Origin of the sequence: [Mycobacterium] stephanolepidis, from assembly GCF_002356335.1 — a bacterium.
Taxonomy (GTDB): domain Bacteria; phylum Actinomycetota; class Actinomycetes; order Mycobacteriales; family Mycobacteriaceae; genus Mycobacterium; species Mycobacterium stephanolepidis.
Genome location: NZ_AP018165.1, coordinates 4,918,818 through 4,933,642, shown reverse-complemented (window position 1 = coordinate 4,933,642; position 14,825 = coordinate 4,918,818). Strand labels below are relative to the sequence as shown.

Genomic DNA, 14,825 nt, shown 5'->3' with positions numbered 1-14,825 from the left:
GTGATGAGTTTCTCATGCGTCAGTACGAAATCATGGTCATTCTCGACCCCACTCTTGACGAGCGCACCGTAGCTCCATCGCTGGATACGTTTCTGAACGTCATCCGCGGTGACGGTGGAACCGTCTCGAAGGTGGAGGTTTGGGGTAAGCGCCGTCTTGCCTACGAGATCGCCAAGCATGCCGAGGGCATCTACGCGGTGATCGACGTGGTCGCGGAGCCCGCCACCGTATCGGAGCTGGATCGCCAGCTGGGCCTCAACGAGTCCGTGCTGCGGACCAAGGTCCTGCGTACCGGAGCCCGCTGAGGTCCTACGGAAGTCAGTTGACTTCCGTAGGCTGCCGTTAACCACGCCAGCTGACAGACACGAGGAGGAACCGTGGCAGGTGACACCACCATCACGGTCGTCGGAAACTTGACCGCCGATCCAGAACTGCGCTTCACGCCGTCCGGGGCTGCCGTCGCCAACTTCACTGTGGCGTCGACTCCCCGCATCTTCGACCGACAGAGTTCGGAGTGGAAGGACGGAGAGGCGCTGTTCCTGCGGTGCAATATCTGGCGTGAGGCCGCTGAGAACGTGGCCGAGAGCCTGACCCGCGGGTCCCGTGTCATCGTCACTGGCCGGCTCAAGCAGCGCTCCTTCGAAACCCGCGAGGGCGAGAAGCGCACCGTCATGGAGGTCGAGGTCGACGAGATCGGCCCATCTCTGCGGTACGCGACCGCCAAGGTCAACAAGGCCTCGCGCGGTGGTGGCGGCGGTGGAGGTTTCGGCGGCGGCGGTGGTGGCGGGGGTTCCCGCTCCAACGAGCCTGCCGACGATCCGTGGGGCAGTGCCCCGGCCTCCGGTTCCACCGCGGCCGACGACGAACCGCCCTTCTGATCTGGGCGATACAACTTATCTAGCTAGAAAGAAAGAGATTCACCATGGCCAAGACGACTAAGCGCCGTCCTGCCCCGGAAAAGCCGGTCAAGACACGTAAGTGCGCGTTCTGCACCAAGAAGGCGCTGAACATCGATTACAAGGACACCAACCTGCTGCGCACGTACATCAGTGAGCGCGGCAAGATTCGTGCCCGCCGGGTTACCGGAAACTGCGTTCAGCACCAGCGCGACATCGCGATCGCGGTGAAGAACGCTCGCGAGGTGGCCCTGCTGCCGTTCAGCTCGGCGACGCGGTAGGACCGGAGGGATATCTGATGAAGCTGATTCTGACGACCGAGGTCGAGCACCTCGGCACTGCCGGTGGCACCGTTGAGGTCCGGGACGGTTACGGACGTAACTACCTGCTGCCGCGCGGACTGGCGATTGTCGCCACCCGTGGTGCCGAGCGCCAGGCGACCGACATCCGTCGTGCCCGTGAGGCCAAGGAGATCCGTGGCGTCGAGCACGCCCACGAGATCAAGCAGGCCATCGAGGGCTTGGGTGCTGTTCAGCTGACGGTCAAGACCGCCGGCGAGGGCAAGCTGTTCGGCTCGGTGACCGCCGCTGACGTGGTGGGCGCCATCAAGGCCGCCGGTGGGCCGAACCTGGACAAGCGCACCGTCACCCTGCCGAAGGCACACATCAAGCAGATCGGTTCGTACGCACTGGATGTGCACCTGCACGCCGGTGTGGCAACCAAGGTCACCGTGGATGTAGTCGCCGCAGACTGATCGATTCGAAATACTGCCGGGTCAACGGCGTCGCGGGTTTCCGCGGCGCCGTTGCCGTACCTGCTGGCGAACGTATTGTACGCGTGTGCCACTCCAGCGAAGCTACCTCTAGTTAACCTAGAGGGTTGAGAGGGGTAACAGAACACGCCCGAGCACGCAACCTGATGCGACACGCCGGACGGATTCCCATCCACAGTCCTGTCAATTAGTTCACCGGCTGCCAAATGGGAAAAGTGCAGGAATGTAGGTAGCTATCCCCAGGTTGTCCCCAACCCCCTAACATCGGGTTGGACAGTAGTCCACACCCCATGCCCAGGCTCATCCACAGGGGCGCTTGGCAGAGTCGCCAGCAACATCTAACGTCTACCGCGGCGCGCGGGCTGAACTGTACTTGTCAGACCTAGCCGCGATCATGTGTTCGACTTGATGTGATTAGGAGGACCAGCGCGCTGTGGCGATAGTCGACGATCTGGGCCAGGCCGGCCCAGTTGCCCCTCCCGAGGAGGAGTTCGGCCGTCAACCACCCCAGGATGTGGCGGCCGAGCAGTCCGTGTTGGGCGGGATGTTGCTGTCCAAGGACGCCATCGCCGACGTGCTGGAGAAGCTGCGGCCGCACGACTTCTATCGGCCCAACCACCAGAGCGTGTACGAGGCCATCCTCGACCTGTATGGCAGGGGAGAGCCCGCTGACGCGGTGACGGTGGCCGCCGAGCTGGACCGGCGCGGGCAGCTGCGTCGGGTGGGTGGTGCGCCGTATCTGCACACGCTGATCTCCACCGTGCCGACCGCCGCCAACGCCGGGTTCTATGCCGGGATCGTGGCCGAGAAGGCGCTGCTGCGCCGTCTTGTGGAGGCCGGGACACGCGTGGTGCAGTACGGGTATGCCGGGGCCGAGGGCGCCGATGTGGCCGAGGTGGTGGACCGCGCACAGGCCGAGGTCTACGACGTCACCGACCGGCGAATGTCGGAAGACTATGTACCCCTCGAAGAGCTGCTACAGCCCACGATGGACGAGATCGATGCGATCGCGTCGGCGGGCGGCATGTCCAAGGGTGTGCCGACGGGCTTCACCGATCTGGACGAGATCACCAATGGGCTGCATCCGGGTCAGATGATCATCGTGGCGGCCCGACCCGGTGTGGGTAAATCGACCCTGGGCCTGGATTTCATGCGGTCGTGTTCGATCAAGCACCAGCTGCCCAGCGTGATTTTTTCGCTGGAAATGAGCAAGACCGAGATCGTCATGCGACTGCTCTCGGCCGAAGCGAAGATCAAGCTGGGTGACATGCGCTCGGGGCGGATGAGCGATGACGACTGGACCCGGCTGGCACGGCGGATGAGCGAGATCAGTGAGGCGCCGCTCTACATCGACGACTCCCCGAACTTGACCATGATGGAGATCCGCGCCAAGGCGCGACGGCTCAACCAGAAGGCCGGCCTCAAGCTCGTGGTCGTGGATTACCTGCAGCTGATGACCTCAGGTAAGAAGCACGAATCCCGTCAGCAGGAAGTCTCGGAGTTCTCCCGAAACCTGAAGCTGTTGGCCAAGGAGCTCGAGGTTCCGGTCATCGCGATCAGTCAGCTCAACCGTGGTCCCGAGCAGCGGACCGACAAGCGTCCGCAGGTCTCGGATCTTCGTGAATCCGGCTCGCTGGAACAGGATGCCGACATGGTGATCCTGTTGCACCGTCCCGATGCGTTCGAGCGCGACGATCCGCGCGGTGGTGAGGCTGACCTGATCCTGGGCAAGCACCGTAACGGTCCGACGGCCACCATCACCGTGGCGCACCAGCTGCACCTGTCGCGCTTTACCAACATGGCGCGGTAACTACATTGTGGATTCTCAATTCAAATGGCCAATTCTGGGGTAGTCAAGCATGTACCCGTACCCGCCGAAGATCTGCACGCAACGATCCACGACTTCGCATTGCTGCTCGGTAAGCCAGACCTTGGCCATACACGCGGTGGCGGCATCGAGCGTGCTCGCAAGGTGATCGCCGATGCACTTGTCGACGAAGACCCGACCCACCCGTGCGGTCGTCGCGCACCGTGCGATCTCGAATCGGATGTGCTGCATCCGTGAAATCGGCTTTCCGTACGCCTCACGGGTCTTGGCGTACTTGACCGTCTCCGCTACCGCACATTCCATGACGGTGGCCGATGCCGCCGCGATCAGCAGGCGTTCATGCGCGAGCCGTTCGGTCGCATAGAGAAGGCCCATACCCTCCTGGCCGATCAGATTGCCCGTGGGTACTCGCACGTCATCGAAAAACAGCTGGGCTGTGTCCTGGGCCTTCATTCCGACCTTGTTTAAGATCCGACCGACGGTGTAGCCCTGGCGGTCCGATTCGACCGCCAACAGGGAGATTGGCCCGTCAACGGTGGCGGTCTTAAGGACCAGCAGAACGAGGTCGGCCGATCCGCCGTTGGAGGTAAACATCTTCGAACCGTTGACCACGTATTCATCGCCCTCACGCCGAGCGACCGTACGCAAATTGTTCAAGTCTGAGCCGCCGCGGGGCTCGGTCATGGCGATCGCGGTGATCAGCTCGCCGGAGGCCATCTTCGGTAGCCAGCGCTGTTTTTGTTCCTCAGTCCCGTAGCGCATGATGTAGTATGCGACCAGGCCGGAGTGCACACCGTTGCCGAACCCGGTATCACCGGCGATCACCTGGGCGTCGAAGATCGCCAGATCATGCGCAAAACTGCCGCCCCGCCGCCGTACTCGGTAGGCACACCGGCGCAAAGTAACCCCACTTCCCCTGCCTTAAGCCAGAATCCGCGGTCGACGCGCTGTTGCTCTTCCCACCGCCCGCGATGAGGCAGGGCTTCCTTGACGAAGAAGTCGTGTGCCATCGCACGCACAGCCAGTGTGTCCGGGTTCATCCAAGGGCTTACATAGTCGGGTTTGAACATGTCGCGGCATCCTCCCAGCGTGCGGAACAGTCACGAGCTGCTGGGCGTCGCCGGCAGAAACCTCCGGTGCCCTACCAGCGACTCGGCGGAGGTTTACACATGGAATACGTCATTAACGGCGGGCCGCATCTGGCATGCTGTTACCGACAAGTAGCGCTGCTTCAGAAGGACATACCCATGGCCAAGAGGGTCACCGTAACAATCGTTGACGACGTGGATGGCGAGTCCATCGCCACTGAGAACGTCGAATTCGGCATCGACGGGGCTAGGTATGAGATCGATCTATCGTCCAGGAATGCAGAAAAACTGCGTGGACAATTGAACTCTTGGGTAGAGCATGCTCGTCGAGTGAATGGACGCCGCAACCTTCGCGGCAGCCTTAATCCGAGTCGGAAGCGGCCAGCCATCGACCGCGCACAGAGTACCGTGATCCGCCAATGGGCCAGCAAGAACGGACACGCAATCTCGGCGCGCGGACGCATTCCCGCCGAAGTCATCAACGCCTTTAACGCGGCGAACTAGCCGAGAGTGGCCGACTCGCTGGTATCGCGGCTAGTGGCCAAGGGCGACATACGGAATCGGAAGGGCCTGTAGCCGCTGATCCAGGTATCTGTCGTTATCCTCGGCAACGGTTCGGCTGCTATTGGCTGTGCGTGGTACAGCTCATGGATCGGCATGCTGTTGGGCGGTCCTAGACGGGGTTCTAGTCGGGCCAGGTACGTCTGCTGTATCTGATGTTGGACACGGCCCCAACGGAACGCTGTAGCTGGGCCGCGACTTCGCGCACTGGTACGGAGCGGTCTTTCGCCAATTCGAACTCCTCACGGGTCCAGGGGAGATAGGCGCGTGACGGCGTAGCGCCATGACCGCTGCTGGTGTTCGTGTACCGCCGGTCGACATTTCTGTTCACCAGCTTCCACGATTGTCGGTAAGTGCGGGCGATGTCGCGTGTCCGGGCTGTTTCGGCGTAGGTACACACATCGCAGCGGCACCCGTGCTGATAGGCCGCGACTCCATGTATCACTACGCCGACAGCCTTTTTGGTGGAATGAATAGGTCTTGATAGCGATCTGCCGTGAATGTCAAGGGGCCAGCCCGGGCGCAATCGGTTGAGGTTGGTCTTGTTGGAGCGGCTCTTTCCGCGGCGACAAGGACCTTGGGTCGCGCTGCCCAGGCAAGCCTGCCTATCTGGGTGACCGCGGCGAGCGCTAGGGCGGTCGCGATCGCCACAAAGATACCGGCACCGATCTTCCTGCCCGCGACTGAAGGTTTCTTCGGTTGCTGGGTCGAATCCGGTGCGTCAACCATCGGGCCCCTCAATAGTTGTTAACCCCGACCGTGGCCGCAGTCTACCCCCAGGTGGCTAACTTGAGCGCGGCAAACTGTCACAGGTTGTTGAGATGAGCTGCTCTTCTTGACCGGGCTGCCCAACCGAAGAAGCAGCCCACGCCGACGGCGAACAGAGGAACTGCGGTCATACGGATGTTCACTGTCGACAAACATCGGGGCACGCTTGGGGCGCCGAGTGGACGAAAACCTCGAAGGCTGTCGACCTCATCGCGGACGGCGACCGGGTAGGCGGCTCTGCCGCTATCGCTGGCACCGACCCCGCTGAAGCAGTGGATTCGGTTATCGGGGATGGGAGCAGACAGTGCCACGCATCCCGCCAGGATGCCCATCGCCGCGCAGGCGGCTAGGACAGTTTTCATCATCGCCCCAATATGAACGAGTCTGTCCGACCCGCAGGACTCTATGCCCGATCTGGGATCACACGTACCGAACTAGCCGGGTTCACACTAGAGGATTCCTTGAAAAGGCGTCTGCGTTGTCAACGGCGCTCGACGTCTACAGGGCACTTGGAATCCCTGAATCCACCCGAATCCGCTGGATGCGGGCCATGTCTATCGCAATAGTACCCATGCTGATCCTGGCACCCTGGCTGTCGATCTACACCAATGACCCCGAGGGCAGACGCCAACCAGCGCGTCTGGTCGCAGAAACCGTGAAAATGCTGCGCAACCCCATGTTCCGCGGAATCTACTCAGACATGAAACCGTTCAAAAGACCCGGCTTCCACCCCGACCACATTGACACCACCGCACTCCTGGTCCACTGGCAACAAGCACTCTTTGGCCCGCGCGGCCAGCTTACAGCCAACCTCAAATAGCGACCCCGAAACCAAGGCGCTTCATGCCGATACTTGGGCCGGCATGCGGCAGGGCCTGTTCGGTGGCGGGTGTGCGAGCCGCTGGCCAGTTCGTTCTGCGTACTTTGCTGACGGGGCTTCGAGTGTGCCCGGAGACCTTAGTTCATGTTCCAGTCCTCACCGTAGGTGGTGACACTATCGCCGGCAGAACTAATCAGGCGGGCGTAAGGACGCAGCAGGACGCCGCCCGCAGCGCCGGTCACGGTGCCGTGGGCGTTGCTAACGGCAACCGCTCCCTTCGCCTTTTTGACGGCCACAGAGAACGTGGCAATCTCTTGAATGCCGGGGCCATTGCTTAAGTCAATGTTGATGCCTGCGCTCGGTAGCAGATTGGTGGTCTGCACATACGACGCTTCGGCACCTGAGTCGACATTGGCGAGGTTGGGCGCAACGCCCGCCGCAGCGGCGGTGGCAAGTTCGCGGGCAAGTGACGGCCCCGCCACGGCGGGATTCGGAATCCCGTACAGTGCCGATGCATTCGGTGTGGAGTAGTTGAAATTGATGCCAACACCCAGCGACCACGGGTACCCCACTTGGTACCCCATCTCGAGTGTCCCTTCGAACACGTCGGACTGCGGTCCCGTCACTTCATAGACTGCCCGGCCGGAGTGAAACCACTCGCGGGTTAGCCGGTTTCGGTCCAGCGGCGACACTCCGTTGAGGAAAGTGTCCCACTGCTGGATTCTCAGCGTTCTGCCTTTGCCGTCCAGGATGGTCAGCTCGTTATCCAGGCCGGCGTGAGCGGTTCCAGGGATTACCAGCACGTTGGCGAGTACCGCTACGAAAGTGAGCATCGCGTGGGCAACCGCGTTGGTGGGATTGCGGCGACGGTCACGTGCGGGTGCATTGCCGGAATACGGTTCACTACGAGCATTGACGAATGACATGAGCGCTCCCCGCGGCTTATCGAATATCTATGTGTCATTGAGTGATTCATGCTGAGATTGCGTGGCCAACATGACGCTATGTTCATACCGCATGTTTTGCCGAGTCGCTCCCCGCCGAGGGCAAGTATGGGCTATATCACGCCCGCTCAGTTATGTGATGTGGTGGGTTGGTGGCGCGCCGATCGGGAGTGGATGGTATGGCCGGTGAAGTGGCACAGGCTTCTGGAGTGATGCTCGCGGCGGCGGGGCGGGGCCTTTTCGAGGAGCCGGTACGTGAGCATTTGGGTCACGCGTGATTTGGCGGCGACGATGAGAGCCGCTATCTCGAAGTTGGGAAATCATCCGATCAGGCCCGCGATCAGTTTTCGGCCGAAACGCCGATCATCAAGTGACGTACGCAGTCCGACAGTTAGGGAAACCAGATTCACGGTGCTGTAGTCGAGGTTTGGGCATGCGTTGCGTAGCTTGCGAGGAATCCCGCGCCTCCAGCTCGGCGGAGCGATGTAACGCCCGGCGCAGGTCAGTGCGATAAACCCTGTGTCGTAATCGCTCTCTCGTCAGGAGGACTGCATGCGGAAACTCGCTGGGGTGGTAGTGGCGTTGTTCGGTGTGCTGGCCCTATTCGGTTCCACATCGGCTGCGGCTACCCCTGCGGAATCCTCGTTGATCGGGATGCGATGGGCGTTGAAAACAGACCAGACCGCCTACTTTGAGTTGGACCTGGACGGTCGGCTCAGCGGCAGCGATTCCTGTAACCGCATGATGGGATCATTCACGGTTTTGCCGGATGAGAATCTAGACTTTGGGCTTGGCCCGGCGTTGACGATGATGTACTGCGGCGATGTCACCGGGGCGCAATCGGCCATGCGAGCTGCGCTTTCAGGCAGCCGCTACTGGCACAGAGTTGACAGTGCACTGACGCTTTCGGAGCTCCCAGGGGAGCAGGTCTGGGAATTTGTACTTGTGCCACTCGGTAGCGCAGGTCCTGGTTAGCTTCGCAACAACGATGACGGCGCGGCGGCTACTACGTGACGTGTGGGAGCCTGCCGCTGGACGAGTTCGTGGTCATAACGGGGATTCTGTTACGGCAACGACGGGTAGGTCATCTAGCCGCCATTCGAGCATGCCGTCGCTGAGACGGATAGCTCGGTGGCCCCGGTCGGTCAATATCTGAACGGCGTCATAGGCCATGGCGCAGTACTCGCCGCGGCAGTAGACGACGATCTGGGCGTCTGCCGGTAGTTCAGTGATCCGTTGGGCGAGTTCATTGATCGGGACGCAGATTGCACCGGGGATGTGGCCAGCGAGGTACTCCTCTGTTGGGCGTACATCGAGGATCACCGCCTCACCGGACTTGACCAGCCGCACGAGTTCTTCGCTACCGGCGATGCGCCGCAAGTACGGCAACGTTTTCTCGCTACAGGTGCCCCCGTATGCGGACAACCCGGTGGTGTACAGCCGCCCTGAGCACATCAAGGAGATCTTCGCCGCGGACCCGAAGATCTTGCATGCCGGTGAGGGCAACCAGATTCTCGGGTTCGTCATGGGCGAGCATTCGGTGCTGATGACCGATGAGGGCGCCCATGCGCGGATGCGGTCGCTGTTGATGCCCGCATTCAACGGGGCTGCCCTGCGCGGGTACCGCGCCATGATCGCCGCCGTCGCTGCTGAGCACATTGGTCAGTGGCCCGCCGGGTCGGAGATCAGTGCGCTGGAGCACATGAATGCCCTGACACTGGACATCATTGTGCGGGTTGTTTTCGGAGTCACCGATCCAAAAACGAAGGCCGAGTTGACTACCCGCCTACACGCCATCATCAGTATCCACCCAGTGATCTTCGCCGGACGCCAGTTCCCGGTTCTCAAGCGTTTCCCGCCGTGGAAGGGCTCTCTCGACAACCAGCATCGGATCGATGCGATTTTGTATCGGGAAATCGCTGCACGCCGCGTGGCCTTAGATCTGCCCGACCGCAGAGGGGGTCTGCTGCACGTGTTGTGACAGGTTGGGTTTAGGCCGCATGGGCTTGGGTGGGGTTCATGATGGTCTCGAGTTCGATGGGGGTCAATTTGCCGAGTGCGGCTTGGCGTCGTCGGCGGTGGTAGGTGAACCGCCCCGGCAAGTCGGGGGACTTCACTTCTTGGGAAGGTTGGAGTCATGGCAGGAATGCCTCGAAGCGGTACCCGGCTGAGCTGAAAGTGCGGGCGGTGCGGATGGTTGCCGAGCGACCCGATGGCGAGACGGAGTGGTCGGCGATGGCGCGGATCGCATCATTGCTGGGCATTGGCAGTGCCGAGACGCTGCGTAATTGGGTGCGTCGATCTCAGACCGATTCCGGGCAGCGGCCCGGTGTCACGACGCAGGAGTCGGCCGAGCTGAAACGCCTGCGGCGGGAGAATGCCGAATTACGCAGGGCCAACGCTATTTTGAAGTCAGCGTCGGCTTTTTCGCGGCCGAGCTCGACCGGCCCCACGCGTGATCACCGAGTTCATCCGCTCCCATGCCGAATGTTGCGAGGGTGGGCTGCGATGGGGTGTCGAGCCGATCTGCGCCGTGCTCACCGAACATGGCCTGCTGGTTGCCCCATCAACTTACTACCGGCAGGTCAACAAGACGGCGACAGACCGTGAACGCCGAGATGCGGTGCTGATCAACCACATTCACCGCGTGCATGCCGCTAACTACGGTGTCTATGGTGCCCGCAAGGTCTGGCTGCAGATGAATCGGGAAGGGGTCGCGGTAGCCCGCTGCACCGTCGAACGGTTAATGCGCGATGAGCAGCTGACCGGTGCGGTGCGGGGCAAGGTCAAGCGCACCACGGTCAGTGATCCGAAGGCGCCCAGACCGGGTGATCTGGTGAGTCGCCGATTCGCCCCGATAGCACCGGATCGGTTGTGGGTCACCGACATCACATATGTGTCAACCTGGCCCGGATGGGCCTATACCGCGCTCGTCACCGATGCCTACGCGCGCCGCATCCTGGGCTGGGCAGTCGCCTCGTCAATGAGTACCGCCCTGGTCCTTGCGGCACTGGAGCAGTCGGTGTGGACCCGGCAGCGACACGGCCGGGACCTGGCCGACCTGATCTGTCACAGCGACGCGGGTAGCCAGTATGTATCGATCCGGTATTCCGAACGTCTCGCCGAGGCGAACATCGCTGGATCGGTCGGGGCCGTGGGCGATTCGTATGACAACGCGCTGGCTGAGACGATCAACGGACTCTATAAGACCGAGCTGATCAAACCCCGAAAACCCTGGAAAACCGTCGATCAGGTCGAGATCGCGACCGCCGAATGGGTCGACTGGTTCAACCATCGCCGCCTCTACCAGTACTGCGGCGACATCCCACCAGCAGAACCAGAGAACGCCTACTACGCTCGATTCACAGCCCACCAACCGGCAGGGCTGACCGTTTAACACAGTCTCCCGACTTTCCGGGGCGGTTCATTCTGCGGTCGCGGCAGCATTTCTCAGCGCTGCACCTGATGCCGCCGTTGGGGCCATCGAGAGGTTCAACGTGTGGACAGACAATTTTCCAGATTTTGGATTAGTTGCCACAACCGCAAAGTTCGCTTTGCTCTTTAACGAAGTGTTGCTACCCGATTGCCGCCGTCTCGTTTGGCCGTGTACATCGCGTTGTCGGCGTCTATGATTAGTCGGCTGACCAGATCTCTGGGTCTGTCTGTTCGTAGCGGCCGACCTGTGGCGACTCCGATGCTCGCCGTGATCATGGCTACCGTGTCGATTGACTCGAGCTCGATGCGGATCTGCTCTGCGGCTTCGATCGCGGACTGTACGGGAGCGATCATGGCCACGCAAAATTCGTCGCCTCCAAGGCGTCCCACCACTGCTCGATCGCCGGTAACCACCCGAATCCGTAACGCAGCGAGCACGATTACTCGGTCACCGGCATCGTGCCCTCGATGATCGTTGATTCGCTTGAATCTGTCGATATCGACCACGATTATGCTGAGTTCGGATCGCTGCGCGTGTGCGGTCATCGCTAGTCGCACAGATTGGCCATTGAATCCGCGCCGGTTGTGTAGACCGGTGAGTTGGTCTCTTTCTGCTGACACGGCATCGTGGGCAAACACGGGATACACCAGATGGAGGATCGTTGGCATGACAAGGACCACCGCCCCGATCTCGACTGATTTCGCTGCGGCCACGGCCCAGCCTTGTTGCAGGCTAAGTGAAATGGCATGAAGCGTGAGTGTCGACAGCGCTAGCAACCAGTACAGGGCGAAAAGTCGGGCACCGTGAAAAGCTCCGATGTAGACAGCTGCCACGGCTAGCGCGCTCATCCAGCATATGCCGGTGACCTTGTCGGAGTCTGCGAAGCTCCCGACACATATCGCGGCTATGGAGGTGGTGGCGAAGATTGCCGACACAAGTTGCGTAGGCAGCGGCCCGAACCACCATCTCAGCATCCAGAAGATCCCGATTGCGCCGACTATGACGTCCAGCGACCGCCATAGCGGCCCCTGCGGCCCCTGCGGCGAGAACTCCATTGCCAGCGGACTAATCGCTAGGGCACCTGCGCATCCGCCTACGACGACTCGCATCACCGGTACCAGGGAGCGTGAACGAAGGTAGGACACCACCGGGTCGTAGCGCGTGGGTGTATGCCACCATCGAGACAGATTTTCGAATGTCAAGATGCTCGCAAGTGTCTTGCTGGCGGTACTTACACGGGCGACGAACAGTGGCATGGTCCTGTGCCCCTCCGAACTCCTCAGCAATGTGGCAAGTATTGCAAAGCGCAGCCGTCGCGGGCGCTGATTAGGACTTTTCGGTTTGTGCGGCTCGGGGATAGACTCAGATGCTCAAGCCAGCTGCGGTACGTGTGTTCGGCGGCAGCGAGTTGCTCTTGCAGGGTCATAATCTGGGAGTGAAGCTCGACCAGTTCGGCGACATATTGGGCGGCTTGCCGATGGGGCTGTTTGTCGATAGAGCTCTGGTGGTCTTGGTCAACGAGCTTTTCGGAATCGTTTTTGACCATGGCCGTTAGCGTAAAAAGTTGACCGAACCGAGTCAACCAAACTAGGGGCAGACCCCTGGTGATGGACAACTACGCCGCCCACAAGAAACAAGAAGTCCGCGACTGGCTCGCTGAAAACCCCCGAATCCGAGTCCATTTCACCCCGACCTCGGCGTCCTGGATGAACCTGGTCGAGGTCTGGTTCGGCATCATCGAGCGCCAGGCCATCCACCGCGGCAGCTTCCGCAGTGTCCACGACCTCACCACCGCGATCCGTCAATTCATCAACGGTTGGAACCCACGCGCTCAACCATTCGTCTGGACCAAAACCGCCGAGGAAATCCTCAAGAAAGCCCACCGCCCAACAACTTCAAACGCGGACCACTAGATGGTAGATAACTGTTGCGGATGCGGTGCCTCGCACGCGGCAACGTACGGCCAACGGAGTCCGGATGCAGGCGCACAGCCACAGAAGGCAGATCGCTGACCACCAACGCATCATCGGGCGCACACCACCCCGACACCATCCGCCTCCCGGAAGCGGAACCAGATCGGAAACGATTTCGGCTCTGCATACCCACGATTGGACGCTCTTAGCGCGAACGCCAGTCTGCGGCGAGGTGATGGGCCGCGAGGGTGGTCCCAATGCGGGTACCGTGGTCGATCAGCTCGGTCGCACTGACGTCGATGAGTCCGGAGCGCCAGGCATTGATCAGTTCGCTGAATCCGCCGATACCCACTAGGGTATCAATTCGGAACCCGATCCGATCGACGTTCCTCACCAAGTAGGGCTCGGCCGCGGTCATGAGGACGGCTGTCGCCTGGTGCAGCAGGTCGGTTCGTCGCTGTTCGAGGACGGCGCTGCCTATATGCCGGACAAACATGATCTCTGCCCAGCCGGGATCGGTGGAAACACGTTCGACGACAAGGGCGATCGTCTTGCGCAGGGTGTCCAGCGGAGGGCGGTCCGGGTTTTCTCCGACGATATCGGATATCCGCGCGATGAGTTCGTCGCGCATACCGTCCCAGACCACGGCCAGCAGATCGTCACGATCGGCGAAATCGTCGTAGAAGTACCTGTCGTTCAACGAGGTTCGCGAGCATACGCCGCGCATGGTGACTGCCGCCCACCCCTGCTCGGCCCAGATCTCCTGGGCGGCCGCGACCAGCCTTGTCCGACGTTCCGCGCGGCGCTCCGCCGCGGTGCGTCCGCCCCACAGACCTGCTGATGCCGTCATTGCCCCATGTTGACAGCCGAGCACACCGTAGGTCAAAGTGGTGGCATGTGCAGTCAGTTATGGCGGGTGCCACCACTATGTGCTGCGGGTGGTTCACGGTGAGTCTGATGGGGCTCGGCCGCCGTGGGCGCCGCACGCGGAAGGCCGATGCGGTGGTCACGGGCGCAGCCAGCGGTATCGGCCGCGCCTTTGCCGTGGAAATCGCGCGGCGAGGTGGCCGGGTGGTGTGTGCCGATGTGGACCTGCCCGGCGCCAAGGAGACGGCCGCATTGATCGGTGGCGGCGCCATCGAGGTCGCCTGTGATGTCTCGGCGTTTGACGAGGTCGCCGCACTGGCCGATACCGCGGAGGAATGGTTTGGCAAACCGGCGGATCTGGTGATCAACAACGCGGGTATCGGTGCCGGGGGACAGGTGGTCGGTGCCGCTCCTCTCCCGGATTGGCGCAAGACCCTCGGGGTGAACCTGTGGGGGGTCATTCACGGCTGCCACGTCTTCGCACCCCGACTGCGCGAGCAGGGGCGCGGCGGAATCATCAACGTCGCCTCGGCGGCGAGCTTCGCGGCCGCGCCGCGCATGGGTGCCTATAACGTCAGCAAGGCGGGGGTGCTGGCGCTCTCGGAAACCCTCGCCGCCGAATTCAGTGGCACGGGTGTGGCTGTCACCGTGCTGTGTCCGACCTTCGTCAAGACGAACATCGTCGAGAGCGGCATCATCGAGGACTCGGCCGCCCGCCTCGCCGCCACCGCCATGAAATGGACCGGCGTCTCGGCGGATTCGGTGGCCCGCGGTTGTCTCGACGCGCACGACCGGGGTCAGCTGTATGTGCTCCCGCAGCTCGATGCCCGATTCATGTGGCAGGCCAAACGCTTGGCTCCCGATACCTACACCAAGGCGCTGGGACTCACGGAACGAATCTCCCGCCAGCGCGGGAACTGATCAGAAAGGCA

Annotated in this window: 19 protein-coding genes and 2 pseudogenes; 13 read left to right on the top strand and 8 right to left on the bottom strand. The window is 61.6% G+C overall.

Features of this window, described 5'->3' with window-relative positions:
- Positions 1-14: 14 nt before the first annotated feature.
- From rpsF to dnaB, 5 genes are all read left to right on the top strand, one after another.
- Positions 15-305 (top strand): 30S ribosomal protein S6, encoded by a 291-nt coding sequence (gene rpsF, locus MSTE_RS24535; protein WP_030097640.1) that lies wholly within the window; start codon positions 15-17, stop codon positions 303-305.
- A gap of 72 nt (positions 306-377) precedes the next feature.
- The gene (locus MSTE_RS24530) at positions 378-878 is read left to right on the top strand and encodes a single-stranded DNA-binding protein (protein ID WP_030097639.1); all 501 of its coding nucleotides are present in this window, start codon (positions 378-380) and stop codon (positions 876-878) included.
- Positions 879-922: 44 nt separating this feature from the next.
- Entirely contained in the window at positions 923-1,177 is a 255-nt protein-coding gene (gene rpsR, locus MSTE_RS24525; protein ID WP_005064619.1) for a 30S ribosomal protein S18, read from the top strand.
- A 17-nt stretch (positions 1,178-1,194) separates the two neighbouring features.
- Positions 1,195-1,650 carry a 50S ribosomal protein L9 gene (gene rplI / locus MSTE_RS24520; protein WP_096505146.1) on the top strand — a complete coding sequence of 152 codons (456 nt, stop codon included), beginning with the start codon at positions 1,195-1,197 and terminating at the stop codon, positions 1,648-1,650.
- Positions 1,651-2,101: 451 nt separating this feature from the next.
- Entirely contained in the window at positions 2,102-3,478 is a 1,377-nt protein-coding gene (gene dnaB, locus MSTE_RS24515) for a replicative DNA helicase (protein ID WP_096505144.1), read from the top strand.
- Between the two features lie 15 nt (positions 3,479-3,493).
- On the opposite strand, the gene MSTE_RS24510 is transcribed toward dnaB, so the two are convergent.
- Both MSTE_RS24510 and MSTE_RS25915 read right to left on the bottom strand, forming a co-directional pair.
- Positions 3,494-4,396 carry an acyl-CoA dehydrogenase family protein gene (locus MSTE_RS24510; protein ID WP_096505143.1) on the bottom strand — a complete coding sequence of 301 codons (903 nt, stop codon included), beginning with the start codon at positions 4,394-4,396 and terminating at the stop codon, positions 3,494-3,496.
- Positions 4,318-4,506: an acyl-CoA dehydrogenase family protein gene (locus MSTE_RS25915; protein ID WP_408645934.1), complete on the bottom strand. Its 189-nt coding sequence runs from the start codon at positions 4,504-4,506 to the stop codon at positions 4,318-4,320. The genes MSTE_RS24510 and MSTE_RS25915 overlap by 79 nt, the downstream gene beginning before the upstream one ends.
- A gap of 237 nt (positions 4,507-4,743) precedes the next feature.
- Between MSTE_RS25915 and MSTE_RS24500 the strand changes: the two genes are divergently transcribed.
- Complete coding sequence (locus MSTE_RS24500) at positions 4,744-5,088, top strand: histone-like nucleoid-structuring protein Lsr2 (protein WP_096505141.1); 345 nt, start codon at positions 4,744-4,746, stop codon at positions 5,086-5,088.
- Positions 5,089-5,951: 863 nt separating this feature from the next.
- Here MSTE_RS24500 and MSTE_RS25060 read toward each other — a convergent pair.
- Positions 5,952-6,278: a hypothetical protein gene (locus MSTE_RS25060; RefSeq protein WP_157997748.1), complete on the bottom strand. Its 327-nt coding sequence runs from the start codon at positions 6,276-6,278 to the stop codon at positions 5,952-5,954.
- 206 nt (positions 6,279-6,484) lie between these two features.
- Between MSTE_RS25060 and MSTE_RS24495 the strand changes: the two genes are divergently transcribed.
- Positions 6,485-6,733: a metal-dependent hydrolase gene (locus tag MSTE_RS24495; RefSeq protein ID WP_231896957.1), complete on the top strand. Its 249-nt coding sequence runs from the start codon at positions 6,485-6,487 to the stop codon at positions 6,731-6,733.
- A gap of 137 nt (positions 6,734-6,870) precedes the next feature.
- Here MSTE_RS24495 and MSTE_RS24490 read toward each other — a convergent pair whose 3' ends face one another.
- Positions 6,871-7,566 (bottom strand): MspA family porin, encoded by a 696-nt coding sequence (locus MSTE_RS24490; RefSeq protein ID WP_096506363.1) that lies wholly within the window; start codon positions 7,564-7,566, stop codon positions 6,871-6,873.
- Between the two features lie 663 nt (positions 7,567-8,229).
- Here MSTE_RS24490 and MSTE_RS24485 point away from each other — a divergent pair.
- Entirely contained in the window at positions 8,230-8,652 is a 423-nt protein-coding gene (locus MSTE_RS24485) for an META domain-containing protein (protein WP_096505138.1), read from the top strand.
- A 72-nt stretch (positions 8,653-8,724) separates the two neighbouring features.
- Here the strand turns inward: MSTE_RS24485 and MSTE_RS25370 are convergent, their stop codons facing one another.
- On the bottom strand, positions 8,725-9,132 hold the full coding sequence (locus MSTE_RS25370; protein WP_231896956.1) for a rhodanese-like domain-containing protein: 408 nt from the start codon (positions 9,130-9,132) through the stop codon (positions 8,725-8,727).
- Between MSTE_RS25370 and MSTE_RS25365 the strand changes: the two are divergent.
- Positions 9,038-9,655, top strand: a pseudogene (locus MSTE_RS25365) (cytochrome P450); the annotation flags it as partial. The gene MSTE_RS25370 and the pseudogene MSTE_RS25365 overlap by 95 nt on opposite strands.
- Before the next feature lie 13 nt (positions 9,656-9,668).
- Here MSTE_RS25365 and MSTE_RS25690 read toward each other — a convergent pair.
- Positions 9,669-9,794 (bottom strand): hypothetical protein, encoded by a 126-nt coding sequence (locus MSTE_RS25690; RefSeq protein ID WP_269458221.1) that lies wholly within the window; start codon positions 9,792-9,794, stop codon positions 9,669-9,671.
- Positions 9,795-9,870: 76 nt separating this feature from the next.
- Between MSTE_RS25690 and MSTE_RS24470 the strand changes: the two genes are divergently transcribed.
- Positions 9,871-11,074, top strand: a protein-coding gene (locus MSTE_RS24470; RefSeq protein ID WP_231897170.1) for an IS3 family transposase whose coding sequence is annotated in 2 segments (ribosomal slippage) — positions 9,871-10,106 and positions 10,105-11,074 — 1,206 coding nt in all. Because the reading frame shifts where the segments join, the coding sequence is not laid out codon by codon here.
- Positions 11,075-11,238: 164 nt separating this feature from the next.
- On the opposite strand, the gene MSTE_RS24465 is transcribed toward MSTE_RS24470, so the two are convergent.
- Positions 11,239-12,168: a GGDEF domain-containing protein gene (locus MSTE_RS24465; protein ID WP_157997744.1), complete on the bottom strand. Its 930-nt coding sequence runs from the start codon at positions 12,166-12,168 to the stop codon at positions 11,239-11,241.
- A gap of 311 nt (positions 12,169-12,479) precedes the next feature.
- Here MSTE_RS24465 and MSTE_RS24460 point away from each other — a divergent pair, with 311 nt between their 5' ends.
- Positions 12,480-12,668 carry a hypothetical protein gene (locus MSTE_RS24460; RefSeq protein WP_096505130.1) on the top strand — a complete coding sequence of 63 codons (189 nt, stop codon included), beginning with the start codon at positions 12,480-12,482 and terminating at the stop codon, positions 12,666-12,668.
- Positions 12,669-12,714: 46 nt separating this feature from the next.
- Positions 12,715-13,026: pseudogene (locus MSTE_RS24455) on the top strand (transposase); the annotation flags it as partial.
- A 205-nt stretch (positions 13,027-13,231) separates the two neighbouring features.
- On the opposite strand, the gene MSTE_RS24450 reads toward MSTE_RS24455, so the two are convergent.
- Positions 13,232-13,876 (bottom strand): TetR/AcrR family transcriptional regulator, encoded by a 645-nt coding sequence (locus MSTE_RS24450; RefSeq protein WP_096505128.1) that lies wholly within the window; start codon positions 13,874-13,876, stop codon positions 13,232-13,234.
- A 98-nt stretch (positions 13,877-13,974) separates the two neighbouring features.
- On the opposite strand from MSTE_RS24450, the gene MSTE_RS24445 reads away from it, so the two are divergent.
- Entirely contained in the window at positions 13,975-14,814 is an 840-nt protein-coding gene (locus MSTE_RS24445) for an SDR family NAD(P)-dependent oxidoreductase (protein ID WP_408645836.1), read from the top strand.
- The last annotated feature ends 11 nt before the right edge of the window (positions 14,815-14,825 follow it).

Bases quoted from the DNA above. Each gene is read 5' to 3' on its own strand.
- rpsF (WP_030097640.1), top strand. From the start codon at position 15: ATGCGTCAGTACGAAATCATGGTCATTCTCGACCCCACTCTTGACGAG.
- rpsR (WP_005064619.1), top strand. From the start codon at position 923: ATGGCCAAGACGACTAAGCGCCGTCCTGCCCCGGAAAAGCCGGTCAAG.
- rplI (WP_096505146.1), top strand. From the start codon at position 1,195: ATGAAGCTGATTCTGACGACCGAGGTCGAGCACCTCGGCACTGCCGGT.
- MSTE_RS25915 (WP_408645934.1), bottom strand. From the start codon at position 4,506: ATGGCACACGACTTCTTCGTCAAGGAAGCCCTGCCTCATCGCGGGCGG.
- MSTE_RS24500 (WP_096505141.1), top strand. From the start codon at position 4,744: ATGGCCAAGAGGGTCACCGTAACAATCGTTGACGACGTGGATGGCGAG.
- MSTE_RS25060 (WP_157997748.1), bottom strand. From the start codon at position 6,278: ATGATGAAAACTGTCCTAGCCGCCTGCGCGGCGATGGGCATCCTGGCG.
- MSTE_RS24495 (WP_231896957.1), top strand. From the start codon at position 6,485: ATGCTGATCCTGGCACCCTGGCTGTCGATCTACACCAATGACCCCGAG.
- MSTE_RS24490 (WP_096506363.1), bottom strand. From the start codon at position 7,566: ATGCTCACTTTCGTAGCGGTACTCGCCAACGTGCTGGTAATCCCTGGA.
- MSTE_RS24485 (WP_096505138.1), top strand. From the start codon at position 8,230: ATGCGGAAACTCGCTGGGGTGGTAGTGGCGTTGTTCGGTGTGCTGGCC.
- MSTE_RS25370 (WP_231896956.1), bottom strand. From the start codon at position 9,132: ATGTGCTCAGGGCGGCTGTACACCACCGGGTTGTCCGCATACGGGGGC.
- MSTE_RS24465 (WP_157997744.1), bottom strand. From the start codon at position 12,168: ATGGAGTTCTCGCCGCAGGGGCCGCAGGGGCCGCTATGGCGGTCGCTG.
- MSTE_RS24460 (WP_096505130.1), top strand. From the start codon at position 12,480: ATGCTCAAGCCAGCTGCGGTACGTGTGTTCGGCGGCAGCGAGTTGCTC.
- MSTE_RS24450 (WP_096505128.1), bottom strand. From the start codon at position 13,876: ATGACGGCATCAGCAGGTCTGTGGGGCGGACGCACCGCGGCGGAGCGC.